This window comes from Tenacibaculum gallaicum, from assembly GCF_003387615.1.
In the GTDB taxonomy this organism is placed as follows: Bacteria; Bacteroidota; Bacteroidia; order Flavobacteriales; family Flavobacteriaceae; genus Polaribacter; species Polaribacter gallaicus.
Genome location: NZ_QUNS01000001.1, coordinates 435,424 through 447,753, shown reverse-complemented (window position 1 = coordinate 447,753; position 12,330 = coordinate 435,424). Strand labels below are relative to the sequence as shown.

Below are 12,330 nucleotides of genomic sequence, written 5' to 3'. Positions count from 1 at the left end.
CAACGAAAATACGATTTTTTTAAGTTTAAAAAGGGTATCTTTATTAGTTTTACTACCTTTACAATATGAGTACACTTATCGATAATTTTGGCAGACAAATTAACTATGTTAGATTGGCGGTAACCGATCGCTGTAACTTACGTTGTCAATATTGCATGCCTGCTCAAGGAATTGATATTGTGCCAAGAAAAGAGCTACTTACCTATAAAGAAATGTACCGAATAATTCGAGTACTTACTGAGTTAGGTGTAAACAAAATTCGCTTAACAGGTGGTGAGCCTTTTGTAAGAAAAGATTTTGTCTCTTTTTTAGAAATGTTGTCTTATAATGATTTGTTAGATGATATAAACATTACCACTAACGGAGCGCTCATTTCTAAACACATTAAAACAATAGAAAAGCTTAAAAAGGTAAAAAACATTAATTTAAGCATTGACAGTTTACATCCTGAAAAGTTTGCTAAAATTACTCGTAGAGATGTTTTCCCAGAAGTATATAAAACGTTTGAGTTATTAGAAAAAAGTTCGTTGAATTTGAAGCTGAATGTAGTTGTACAATCTGGATTTAATACTGATGAAATTAACGATTTTGTACAGCTCACTAAAGATAAAAACATTACTGTACGTTTTATTGAAGAAATGCCTTTTAATGGTAAAGGACAACGAAACGCAGAAGAGGTTTGGAACTATAACAAAATTTTAAATAAGATACAATCTGAATTTACTCCTACTGAGCTTCCCTCAAAAAAATCATCTACTTCTAGAAACTTTTCTATAGAAAACCATAAAGGAACGATAGGAATTATTCCTGCATTTACTCGTACTATTTGTAATGATTGTAATAGAATTAGAATTACCTCAACTGGAACTTTTAAGAACTGTTTATTTGATGATGGTGTTTTTAACCTACGTGATTTTATTAGAAACGGAGCGAGTAATGAAGATTTAAAAGCCTTGTTTTTATCGCTTATAAAAGAAAAACCTGAAAATGGTTTTGTGGCCGAGGCAAATAGAAAAGGAAGCGTAACCGAAAGTATGAGTACCATTGGAGGATAATTTCAATGTATTAATTGGATAATTTGGAAATGTAACAATTAAACTTTTTAATAATTTAACAGTTACACTTTAACATATGATTACAGTACAAAAAGCCAAACATATAATTTTAGAAAGCACACAAGATTTTGGTATTGAAGAAATTCCTTTTTTAAAATCTGCCGGAAGAGTTTTAAAGGAAGATATTGTTGCTGACAGAGATTTTCCTCCCTTCAATCGAGTGGCCATGGATGGTATTGCTATTAACCATCCTTTTTTTGAACAAGGGCTTCGTAACTTTAAAATAGAAGGCATTCAAGCTGCTGGAAGTCCACAACAAACACTAGATAATGCTGCCAACTGTTATGAAGTAATGACGGGTGCAGTATTACCTAACAACTGTGACACAGTAATTCGTTATGAAGATGTTGAAATTAACACTCAAGTAGCAACTATTACTGTTGATGAAACTAAAGAAGGGCAAAACATTCACAGAAAAGGTTCCGATAAAAGTAAAGGTACAGTTCTAATAAAAAAGAATACGATTATTTCCGCCGCTGAAATTGGAGTATTAGCTACCGTTGGAAAAGCTACTGTAAAAGTTACCAAACAACCTAAAGTGATGATTGTTTCTACAGGTAATGAATTGGTTGGTGTAAATGAAAATCCGTTAGACCACCAAATCCGGAGAAGCAATGTATATACCTTAGTTTCTTTACTAAACGATTTAAAAATCCCTGCAAAAACAGCGCATATTACCGATGAAAAATCAGTTTTAAAAGAAAAAATAGAATCTTACTTAAAAGAATACGATGTGCTTCTATTTAGCGGTGCTGTAAGCAAAGGAAAGTTTGACTTTTTACCTGAAGTTTTGGACGAACTAGGCGTTCAGAAATTATTTCATAGAGTTTTGCAAAGACCTGGAAAACCTTTTTGGGCTGGTGCTACTAAGGGGTGCAATGTATTTGCTTTTCCAGGAAATCCAGTTTCAACATTTGTAAATTGTATGGTATATTTTTATCCTTGGTATTATAAATCGGTAGGTGTACAACAAGAAACACAAACAGCAATTTTAGCTGAAGACATTACTTTCAAACCCAATTTAACTTGTTTTATGCAAGTAAAGTTATCTTTGGAAAACGGACATATTTACGCTACTCCGATACAAGGAAATGGTTCGGGCGATTTAGCAAGTTTGGTTGAGGCAGATGGTTTTATAGAGCTTCCAAAAACTGAAGAAATAGGGTTTAAAAAAGGAAATGTTTTTCCGGTACTAACGTATCGTAGTTTTTAGTTTTGAATGTTGAGTTTTTAATTATGAAAAATAATCTTGTCAGTTCAAGTGGTTTTCATGATTGGAATAAGAAAAACAAATTAAAAAATGGTCTAGAACTAAAAAAGAAGCCCTTATAAATAATGAGTTTGAAAAACTTCCTAACTTAGCAAAAAAGAACTTTAAAAAGTAAAAGTGTCTGTTCGAGTGGTTTCCACGATTGGAATGAGTGGAAACTGTATCGAGAACCAGTCTAGTATACATCTCGATACTAATTTCTTTTTTCTGTCGAAAACGAAATTCATTCGATGTGACAACTAAACCTGACAAGAACTCAATATTTAAAACTTATAAAAAGTGAGCAACTTTTCACACATAAACGAACAAAATCAACCTAAAATGGTGAATGTTTCTGATAAAAAAATCACGAAACGTACAGCCATTGCAAAAGCCACCATGTTTTTAGGTTCAGAAATTATAAGTCATTTTTCTAATGATGAACTCATCACTAAAAAAGGGCCTGTTTTTCAAACAGCTATTATTGCTGGAATTCAAGCTGTAAAAAAAACTTCTGATATCATCCCAATGTGTCACCCTTTATTAATTAATGGAGTGGATATTGATATTAATATTGTAGATAACGAACATATTGAAGTTTTTTGTAAAGTAACCATAGAAGGAAAAACTGGTGTAGAAATGGAAGCACTTACAGGTGCTTCGGCTACTTGTTTAACTATTTACGATATGTGCAAAGCCATCAACCAAAAAATGGTAATTCAAGAAGTGAAGCTAGTAGAAAAAACAGGCGGAAAATCAGATATAAAAAATGGATAAGGAGCATACCAAACATACAAACCTTGTTAAAAAGCATAATGATAATTTTGCTCCTAATGAAGTAGCTATCTTAGGAACCAAATGCGATATTATTGCTAACTTAGTTTATGAAGTTTCAAAAAAATTATCAAAATATAATTTAGGCTATTTTGATGCTTCACATGCTAAAGATGTTGAGCAAAATATGTTGTCTGAATACACCTTTCATCATAAAGGTAATTTACAGCTAAATACTACTGCTATTGTAAACAAATACGAACAGCGCTTACAGTTTTACAATCATGATTTTGTATTTGTTAATGGGAACCATTATCAGGGAGCAAAACAAATTTTGATTTTAGATGATGAAAAAGAAGCTTCTGTAAAAAAGAGGTTAGAACAATTAACAAACATCCAGTTTGTAATTAAATTGAATGAAAGTTCAACATATTTTGATTGCTTGTTAGAACGTTTTCCTAATATCAAAAACATCACTAGCTACACAATTGACCAAGTGGATGAAATTACACAGCATATTCAAAATTTGATTGAAGAATATATCGCTCCTGTGAAAGGTTTAATATTAGTTGGTGGGAAAAGTACTCGAATGGGCACTGATAAATCAGAATTAAGTTATTTTGGAAAACCTCAAAAACAATACGCTAAAGAGTTGTTAGAAAACTGCTCTTTAGACACTTTCTTTTCTGTTCAAAAACCTTCTGAAAAAGAAAATGAAATTCACGACACCTTTTTAAACTTAGGACCTTTTGGGGGTATTTGTTCTGCTTTTCAAAAGAACCCAAATACAGCTTGGTTGGTACTAGCAACCGATGTTCCTTTTGTAAATAAAGAACTTATTTCTCTCCTTTTACAGAAAAGAAACCCAAGTAAAGTTGCTACAGCAATCAAAGGGAAAAACAAAGAATTTCCTGAACCATTAATTACCATTTATGAGCCAAAGGCCTACGGAAAACTACTTCAGTATTTAGCCCAAGGGTATTCTTGTCCTCGTAAAATGCTAATTAACTCTGATGTAGAAATTGTTGAAGTTGATGATATCCTTATTAGAAACATTAACACTCCTGAAGAGTTTAAAGAAGCCAAAAGAGAAATCAGCTCATAATTAAAAAAGCACTTAAATTCAGTTTAAGTGCTTTTTAGTACCAAAGGTGGGACTCGAACCCACACGCCCTTGCGAGCATCGGATTTTGAATCCGACGTGTCTACCAATTCCACCACTTTGGCTTTTGGAGAGTGCAAATCTATAAAATATTTCATTTAAAATATCTTTTAAACTCTTAAAATAGTTTTATTTTTGCCTTGACAACAACACTAACTAAAAATACCTTTTTGTAAATGGCTACAAATCAATTAAGCCCAAAAGTCTTTGCCTGTTCACAAAGTGTTGAACTTGCAGAAGAAATCGCTAACGCATATGGAACTGAGTTAGGAAAGTTAACAACAACACATTTTAGCGATGGCGAATTTCAACCTGCTTTTGAAGAATCGGTTAGAGGACGTAGAGTTTTTCTTATAGGATCTACTTTTCCTTCAACAGATAATTTAATGGAAATGCTATTAATGTGTGATGCTGCTAAGCGTGCATCAGCAAGACATATTACGGCTGTAATGCCATATTTTGGATGGGCACGTCAAGACAGAAAAGATAAACCTCGTGTAGCCATAGGTGCCAAGTTAGTTGCAAAACTACTAGAAGCAGCTGGGGCAACTAGGATTATGACTATGGATTTACATGCTGATCAAATTCAAGGATTCTTTGAAAAGCCAGTAGATCATTTATTCGCTTCTACTATCTTTTTACCATACGTAGAAAGCTTAGAGTTAGATAATTTAACAATCGCATCTCCAGATATGGGAGGTTCAAAAAGAGCCTATGCCTATTCTAAGTATTTAGAAAGTGATGTAGTTATTTGTTATAAGCAGCGTCAAAAAGCTAATGTAATTGCTCATATGGAGCTTATTGGTGAAGTAGAAGGTAAGAGTGTGATTCTTGTAGACGACATGATTGATACTGGAGGAACTCTTACTAAAGCTGCTGATTTAATGATGGAAAGAGGAGCAAAAAGTGTACGTGCCATCTGTACTCACCCTATTCTTTCTGGCAATGCTTACGAAAGAATTCAAAACTCTCAATTAACAGAGCTAATTGTTTCAGATACAATACCCTTAAAGAAGAGTGTATCTAAAATAAAAGTTGTATCTTGCGCCACTTTATTCGCTGATGTGATGCATAAAGTCCAAGACAATACATCAATTAGTGATCAATTTTTAATGTAAATAAATTTAATAAACAAAGTAATGAAATCAATTACAATCAAAGGATCTCAAAGAGAAAGCGTAGGTAAAAAAGCAACCAAAGCCTTACGTAATGCTGGAAAGGTTCCTTGCGTATTATACGGAGGAGACAAACCAGTACACTTTTCAGCTGACGAAAAATCGTTCAAGCCATTAGTATATACTCCAGACGTATTTACTGCTACGATTGAATTAGATGGTGTAACATACAATGCTGTATTACAAGATATACAGTTCCACCCAGTACACGATAGCATTTTACATGTAGACTTCTACCAATTATTTGAAGACAAAGCTATGACAATGGATATTCCTGTTCGTTTAGTTGGAACTTCTAAAGGTGTTATGGTAGGTGGTGCTTTACGTCACAACTTACGTAAGTTAAAAGTAAAAGCTTTACCAGCTAATTTACCAGATTATATCGAAGCTGATATTACTGAATTAGAAATTGGTAATAAATTATATGTTACTAAATTAAAGAATGATAATTATACATTCTTACACCCAGACAACACAGTAGTTGCTCAAGTTCGTATGTCTCGTAATGCTGCTAAAGCAGCATCTGAAACTGAAGAAGCTTAGACAGCAAAACTATAATCATACAAAAGCGTTACCATGTGTAACGCTTTTTTTATTTTTGGTGTATGATTTTTACAACTTTTTTGAAAAGATTATTTGGTTTTTCTACAAAACAATTAACAGAGAAAGAAAACAATTCAATGAAGAAATTTTTAATTGTAGGCTTAGGTAATATTGGTGAAAAATATGCCAACACACGTCATAATATCGGCTTTAAAATCGTAGATGCTTTCGTAAAAGAATATGAAAGTTCTTTTGAGACTGAAAAACTAGGAGATATTGCTAAACTTAAAATTAAAGGTAAAACAGTTATCGTTCTAAAACCGAGCACTTATATGAATTTAAGTGGAAAAGCTGTTAAATACTGGATGCAAAAAGAAAACATTCAAGTTGAAAACTTATTAATTATTACCGATGACTTAAATATTGATTTCGGAAAGATTCGTATTAAAGGAAAAGGTAGTTCTGGCGGACATAATGGTCTAAAAGACATCCAAGATAAGTTTAATACAGGTGCCTACCCACGTTTTCGCTTTGGTGTAGGAGCTGAATATAGCAAAGGGCGTCAAGTAGATTACGTTTTAGGTGAATGGGACTCTGATGAAGAAAGCGCGATGATTGAGCGTATTCCTTTTTCTGTAAAAGCTGTAACCTCTTTTATTACGGCAGGTTTAGCTAATACTATGAATGAATTTAACGGGAAATAACCTATCAATTACCAAAGAACAATTATCAATGATAACTAATTATTGGTTAATTATCAGAAGCATACCACTCAGCAAAGCTAGTATCTGTTTCTTGTAGTTTAATAGCGTGTAATTTGATCCTTTTAGGAAGTCTACTTTGGATCTTCTTAGCAAAATCAATCACCATCATTTCACTTGTGGGTTGATAATCTACCAAAATTACATGGTGCCCACGGTCTTTTAACTCTTTGGCTAACTCTACATGAGGTGTATTTTTGTTGAATACCGTAGCATGATCGAACACATCAACAATTTCTTCTTTTACGATTTTCTTTAAATCACCAAAGTCAATTACCATTCCATACTTAACGTTAGAAGTATCTGTAATTGGAGAACCAATTACGGTAACCGAAAGCTTGTAACTATGCCCGTGAACATTTTTACACTTTCCATCATAACCGTACAAAGCGTGTCCAGTTTCAAAAGTAAACTGTTTGGTAATTCTAATATTGCTCATATATTCTCCTTTTTAAAAGGCTCTTATTTTCTCTTAAATTTTTTGTTTGCTCTATATTTATTAAAGAAATAAACTACTGCAACACCTGCTGCTAAAATGGCAAATAAATAATCTCCACCCATACTATTTTATTTTTATTCGCCAAAATTACGAATTTGTTTTACAACTTTTGTTAATATCCACACAAAACCTACTGAAACCACCACTCCGAGTAACACAGCCAGGAAAGAATTATGTGCTATCCTTTGTCCTATTTCATATCCTACTTTATAGGCTGTAGAACTTTTTTCTTCTTCAATTAAAAACATTCTTACTTCTTAAATTTGGCTAATGCTTTTTTGGTAAACTCAGACAATACTAATTTTCCTGAGGTTTCTGCTCTTTCCATCAAGAGTTCTTCCCAATGTTCCGTTCCAATCCATAAAGCTCTTTTCATTTCAGCCAATGCTTCAGGATTATATGACGCCAGTTTTTCTGATAAAATGGCAACTTCTTTATCTAATTCACTTTGTGTTTCAAAAACACGGGCATACAACCCTTTTTCTTTTGCCCAATATGCATTTTTCCAACTCGTAGCATCTAAGGTTAATTCTGCTAATCCACTTACACTAATTTTACGTTCTACGGCAGGCGCAATTACGAATGGACCAATACCTATTGTAAATTCAGAAAGCTTAATAGAAGCGTGTTCCGTAGCTAATACATAATCACAAGCGGCTGCTAAACCAACTCCGCCTCCCACAGTTTTTCCTTGAACTCTTCCTACAATTAGTTTCGAACAACGACGCATCGCATTAATAACATTCGCAAAACCTGAAAAAAAAGCTTTTCCATCTTCTAAATTATCAATTGCTACCAATTCATCAAAAGAAGCACCTGCACAAAAAGCACGATCTCCTTCTGATTTTAGTACAATTACTGAAACTTCATTATTAATTGAAAGCTTATCAAACTCATTTGCTAAACGTTCTAACAACACACTTGGAAAAGAGTTACTAGCTGGGTGCCCGAATTCAACCGTAGCAATCTTATTTTCAATATGTGTATATAAACTTCCGTTTTCTCTAGTTGTAGTCATTTATTTGTTGTTTGCTCAAAATTACGTTTTTTGAGCAAGTGGTAAAAACTTTCTTCTAAACTTTATAATTAATGGAGTTCCTCTAGCAATCATCCACAGGAAAAAAGCAATCCAAATAGCATACAGTTTATAATCTAATAAATCAAAAAATAATAAGGTTGGGACGAATACGAATCCTGTTGCTAATAATAAAACGTTTCGTAAATACTTCATTTCTCCCATCCCTTTAAACATTCCGTCATAAATAAAGGCGATTGAACATACAGGTTGCATGAGTAAAATAATCCAAAAGGTATCGTAAAACTGCTCTAAAACCTCTGGTTCTTTCGTGAATACTTTTCCTATAGATTGATACAAAACAAATCCGACAGCGGCTAGTAATAACCCAAAAAGAAAACCATAAGTAATTAATCTATTTCCTAAGGTAACTAGGGTTTTGTAGGCTTTTGCTCCTAATAATTTTCCTGACAACATATTTCCTGCGGAAGAATAGCCATCAATCATAAAAGCGCCTATAAGCCATATATTGAATCCGATGGTATAAGCTGCAATGTAAGCATCTCCATAGTCAGTAGCATAAGAAGTTCCAAAATATAAGGCTACATTTAACGCTATGGTTCGCACAAATAAGTTTAAGACCATTACTATGAATTTTGGAATTTCAGTATTAAATGGCAAGCTGAATTTTAACGAAATATCCGTCTTTTTTAATAATAATACTGCAGAAATTATTGCCATCGTAACTTGTGCAACAACACTTGCATAGGCAGCCCCTTGAATATGCATAGCTGGAACAAAACCTTCTACTCCGTAAACCAAAACGACATCTAGTATAATATTAATAAACGTTCCAATCAAGGCAATGATCATTGGATAATACGCATTTTGTAAACCTCTAAATGTACCAAAAACAGCGATGGTAAAAAGCGTAAATGGAAACCCAAAAACACGGATTTTATAATACGCAACAGAATAGTCTAAAATGGTTCCTGAAGCATTATATAATTCAAAAATTTCTTTGGCAAAAGGATAACTAATTCCTAAAATAAGAGCACTTACCCCTAATACAATAACAATAGCTTGTGCGGGTAAGTTTTTAATTTCATCAAGTTTATTAGCACCTAAATATTGTGAAACGATAGAAGAAATTCCACTACGTGTTTGCCCAAACACCCAAATTAACATGGATAAAAAAGCTCCTACAATACCAATTGCTGCAATACTTTCGGTAGCATTGTATTCAATATTACCTACAATCGCTAAGTCAGTGGTAGAAAGTAAAGGTTCAGCAACTCCTGCAATTAAGGCAGGCATTGCTAGTTTGTTTATATGTTTAAAACTAATGTCGTGTTGCAAAACGTTTACTTTTTCGTCAACATTCGTTTAATTTCATTTAGCTTCATAAGTGCTTCTATCGGTGTTAGTGTATCGATGTTTGTCGTTAAAATTTCTTCTCGAATATCTTCTAACAACGGGTCGTCTAACTGAAAAAAACTCATTTGCATATCTTCATGCTGTGCTTCTTTCAAGGTTTCTTTTACCTCTTTGTGTGAATGAGAGCTCTCCAATTCTTTTAGAATTTTGTTTGCTCTGTGAATTACCATGCTTGGCATTCCTGCCAATTTTGCTACATGAATACCAAAACTATGATCACTTCCACCTTTTACCAGTTTACGCAAGAAAATAATGCTATTGTCTAACTCTTTTACCGATACATTAAAGTTCTTAATACGCTCAAACGTCGAGGTCATTTCGTTCAGCTCGTGATAGTGTGTTGCAAACAACGTTTTTGCTTTCGAAGGATGTTCGTGTAAGTACTCCGAAATCGCCCAGGCAATGGAAATTCCGTCATAGGTAGACGTTCCACGTCCAATTTCATCTAACAACACCAAACTACGCTCAGAAATATTATTTAAAATCGATGCCGTTTCGTTCATTTCTACCATAAACGTAGATTCCCCCATTGAAATGTTATCACTGGCTCCTACTCTGGTAAAAATCTTATCCACCATTCCTATTCGGGCATTTTGGGCAGGAACATAACTTCCCATTTGTGCTAACAACACAATTAAAGCTGTTTGACGTAAAATTGCCGATTTACCCGACATATTCGGACCTGTAATCATGATAATTTGTTGCTGATTACGATTCAACACCACATCGTTGGCGATGTATTCTTCCCCAATGGGTAATTGTTTTTCAATAACTGGGTGGCGACCATTTTTAATTTCAATATCGGTACTATCATCCATTAACGGACGTACATAATTATTCTCGGTAGCTAAGGTTGCAAAAGACTGTAAAACATCAATCTTGGCTACATTCTGTGCATTTTGTTGTACAGGTTGTACAAAACCTATGATGTATTGCACTAATTTGGCAAAAATCTCAGTTTCTAACTGCTGAATTTTTTCTTCTGCTCCTAAAATTTTTGCTTCGTATTCTTTTAGTTCTTCAGTAATATAACGTTCTGCATTCACCAAAGTTTGCTTACGAATCCATTCTTCAGGAACTTTATCTTTATGGGTATTTCTAACTTCAATATAGTATCCAAATACGTTATTAAAGGCTATTTTTAAACTCGGAATTCCTGTACGTTCTGTTTCTCTAGCTAACATGGTATCTAAATACTCCTTTCCAGAATTTGAAATACTACGTAATTCATCCAACTCTTCAGAAACTCCGCTGGCAATCGCATTTCCTTTGTTTATATTTACAGGAGCTTCTTCTAATACCGTTTCCGTAATTTTATCAATTAATTCATCACACGTATTAATTTTTTCTCCTAATAACCTAACGGCAGCATTTTTGCTGCTTTCTGCGGAAGTCTTTATCGGAAGAATTGCTTTTAACGAATTTTTCAACAAGATGACCTCTCTTGGAGATACTTTGCCTGTTGCAACCTTCGAAATGAGTCGTTCGATATCAGAAACTTGTTTTAACTGATACGTTACTGTTTCAAAAAAGGCGTCGTCATCAATTAAAAACTTCACCAATTCGTGTCGCTGTTGAATTTGGGCTAAATCTTTTAATGGAAGCGCTAACCAACGTTTTAACAAACGTCCTCCCATGGGAGAAATCGTTTTATCAATTACATCCAATAACGAAACAGAATTCACCGAATTTCCTCCGTATAATTCTAAGTTTTTAACCGTAAAACGATCCATCCACACATACTTATCCTCAGCAATTCTGCTAATTGATTGTATATGTTCTATTTTGTTGTGTTGTGTTTCAGATAAATAGTACATGGCTGCACCCCCAGCTACAATCCCGTATTCTAACTCTTCAACTCCAAATCCCTTTAACGTTTTTACCTTAAAGTGATTTCGTAGTAGTTCATCTCCATAGTCTTTTTGAAACACCCAATCATCTAAATAAAAAGCATGAAAACGATTGGTAAATATTTCTAAAAATCGTTGCTTGTATTTCTTTTCTACCAAAACTTCACTAGGTGTAAAGTTTTGTAGGAGCTTATCTATATATTCTTCATTTCCTTGTGCTATGAAAAACTCACCTGTTGACACATCTAAAAATGAAACTCCCAATAGTTTTTTACCAAAATGAACTGCTGCTAAAAAGTTATTTGACTTTGATTGTAACACCTCATCATTCAACGCAACTCCAGGAGTTACCAACTCCGTAACCCCACGTTTCACAATCTTTTTGGTCATTTTTGGATCTTCCAACTGATCGCAAATAGCAACACGCAATCCTGATTTTACTAACTTGGGCAAGTAAGTATTTAAAGAATGGTGCGGAAAACCTGCCAATGCAGTTTCACTTTCACTCCCACTTCCTCTTTTGGTTAAAATAATTCCTAAAACTTTGGATGCTTTTATAGCATCTTCTCCAAAGGTTTCGTAAAAATCGCCCACTCTAAATAACAACATCGCGTCCGGATATTTTGCCTTAATTCCGTTGTACTGTTGCATTAATGGAGTTACCTTTTTTGCCTTTGTTTTTGCCAAGTTTGTGGATTTTTTGGGTTAGTTTTGCGAAGATAGAAAAAAGTCTTTAGTCATTAGCTTTTA

General features: G+C 33.8%; 12 protein-coding genes, 1 tRNA gene and 1 pseudogene. 8 read left to right on the top strand and 6 right to left on the bottom strand.

Annotation, left to right across the window (positions count from 1 at the left end; genetic code table 11):
• Positions 1-65 precede the first annotated feature (65 nt).
• The 5 genes and pseudogenes from moaA (at position 66) to C7448_RS02060 (ending at position 4,243) form a co-directional block, all read left to right on the top strand.
• Positions 66-1,055, top strand: a complete 990-nt coding sequence (gene moaA, locus C7448_RS02075) for a GTP 3',8-cyclase MoaA (RefSeq protein ID WP_115899696.1) — start codon at positions 66-68, stop codon at positions 1,053-1,055.
• A gap of 76 nt (positions 1,056-1,131) precedes the next feature.
• Entirely contained in the window at positions 1,132-2,328 is a 1,197-nt protein-coding gene (locus C7448_RS02070) for a molybdopterin molybdotransferase MoeA (protein ID WP_115899695.1), read from the top strand.
• A 70-nt stretch (positions 2,329-2,398) separates the two neighbouring features.
• Positions 2,399-2,500: pseudogene (locus C7448_RS15965) on the top strand (endonuclease); the annotation flags it as partial.
• Between the two features lie 164 nt (positions 2,501-2,664).
• A complete protein-coding gene (moaC, locus tag C7448_RS02065) occupies positions 2,665-3,141 on the top strand; it encodes a cyclic pyranopterin monophosphate synthase MoaC (RefSeq protein WP_115899694.1) in 477 nt (158 codons plus the stop codon).
• The gene (locus C7448_RS02060; RefSeq protein ID WP_115899693.1) at positions 3,134-4,243 is read left to right on the top strand and encodes an NTP transferase domain-containing protein; all 1,110 of its coding nucleotides are present in this window, start codon (positions 3,134-3,136) and stop codon (positions 4,241-4,243) included. The genes moaC and C7448_RS02060 overlap by 8 nt, the downstream gene beginning before the upstream one ends.
• A 38-nt stretch (positions 4,244-4,281) precedes the next feature.
• On the opposite strand, the gene C7448_RS02055 is transcribed toward C7448_RS02060, so the two are convergent.
• Positions 4,282-4,365 (bottom strand) — tRNA-Leu (locus C7448_RS02055).
• A 111-nt stretch (positions 4,366-4,476) separates the two neighbouring features.
• Here C7448_RS02055 and C7448_RS02050 point away from each other — a divergent pair.
• The 3 genes from C7448_RS02050 (at position 4,477) to pth (ending at position 6,722) form a co-directional block, all read left to right on the top strand.
• Positions 4,477-5,418, top strand: a complete 942-nt coding sequence (locus C7448_RS02050) for a ribose-phosphate pyrophosphokinase (RefSeq protein WP_115899692.1) — start codon at positions 4,477-4,479, stop codon at positions 5,416-5,418.
• 21 nt (positions 5,419-5,439) lie between these two features.
• Positions 5,440-6,018, top strand: coding sequence for a 50S ribosomal protein L25/general stress protein Ctc (locus tag C7448_RS02045; RefSeq protein ID WP_115899691.1), 579 nt, complete (start codon positions 5,440-5,442; stop codon positions 6,016-6,018).
• 137 nt (positions 6,019-6,155) lie between these two features.
• A complete protein-coding gene (pth, locus tag C7448_RS02040) occupies positions 6,156-6,722 on the top strand; it encodes an aminoacyl-tRNA hydrolase (RefSeq protein WP_115900115.1) in 567 nt (188 codons plus the stop codon).
• 46 nt (positions 6,723-6,768) lie between these two features.
• Here the strand turns inward: pth and C7448_RS02035 are convergent, their stop codons facing one another.
• The 5 genes from C7448_RS02035 to mutS all read right to left on the bottom strand — a co-directional run bounded on the left by C7448_RS02035 (position 6,769) and on the right by mutS (position 12,267).
• A complete protein-coding gene (locus C7448_RS02035; RefSeq protein WP_115899690.1) occupies positions 6,769-7,218 on the bottom strand; it encodes a 6-pyruvoyl trahydropterin synthase family protein in 450 nt (149 codons plus the stop codon).
• Positions 7,219-7,352: 134 nt separating this feature from the next.
• Positions 7,353-7,526 carry a hypothetical protein gene (locus C7448_RS15775; protein WP_170136991.1) on the bottom strand — a complete coding sequence of 58 codons (174 nt, stop codon included), beginning with the start codon at positions 7,524-7,526 and terminating at the stop codon, positions 7,353-7,355.
• A gap of 2 nt (positions 7,527-7,528) precedes the next feature.
• The gene (locus C7448_RS02030; RefSeq protein WP_115899689.1) at positions 7,529-8,296 is read right to left on the bottom strand and encodes an enoyl-CoA hydratase/isomerase family protein; all 768 of its coding nucleotides are present in this window, start codon (positions 8,294-8,296) and stop codon (positions 7,529-7,531) included.
• A 21-nt stretch (positions 8,297-8,317) separates the two neighbouring features.
• Complete coding sequence (locus tag C7448_RS02025; protein ID WP_115899688.1) at positions 8,318-9,652, bottom strand: MATE family efflux transporter; 1,335 nt, start codon at positions 9,650-9,652, stop codon at positions 8,318-8,320.
• Between the two features lie 5 nt (positions 9,653-9,657).
• The gene (mutS, locus tag C7448_RS02020) at positions 9,658-12,267 is read right to left on the bottom strand and encodes a DNA mismatch repair protein MutS (protein WP_115899687.1); all 2,610 of its coding nucleotides are present in this window, start codon (positions 12,265-12,267) and stop codon (positions 9,658-9,660) included.
• Positions 12,268-12,330 lie beyond the last annotated feature (63 nt).

Bases quoted from the DNA above. Each gene is read 5' to 3' on its own strand.
- C7448_RS02070 (WP_115899695.1), top strand. From the start codon at position 1,132: ATGATTACAGTACAAAAAGCCAAACATATAATTTTAGAAAGCACACAA.
- C7448_RS02050 (WP_115899692.1), top strand. From the start codon at position 4,477: ATGGCTACAAATCAATTAAGCCCAAAAGTCTTTGCCTGTTCACAAAGT.
- C7448_RS15775 (WP_170136991.1), bottom strand. From the start codon at position 7,526: ATGTTTTTAATTGAAGAAGAAAAAAGTTCTACAGCCTATAAAGTAGGA.
- pth (WP_115900115.1), top strand. From the start codon at position 6,156: ATGAAGAAATTTTTAATTGTAGGCTTAGGTAATATTGGTGAAAAATAT.
- C7448_RS02030 (WP_115899689.1), bottom strand. From the start codon at position 8,296: ATGACTACAACTAGAGAAAACGGAAGTTTATATACACATATTGAAAAT.
- C7448_RS02045 (WP_115899691.1), top strand. From the start codon at position 5,440: ATGAAATCAATTACAATCAAAGGATCTCAAAGAGAAAGCGTAGGTAAA.
- C7448_RS02060 (WP_115899693.1), top strand. From the start codon at position 3,134: ATGGATAAGGAGCATACCAAACATACAAACCTTGTTAAAAAGCATAAT.
- C7448_RS02035 (WP_115899690.1), bottom strand. From the start codon at position 7,218: ATGAGCAATATTAGAATTACCAAACAGTTTACTTTTGAAACTGGACAC.
- moaA (WP_115899696.1), top strand. From the start codon at position 66: ATGAGTACACTTATCGATAATTTTGGCAGACAAATTAACTATGTTAGA.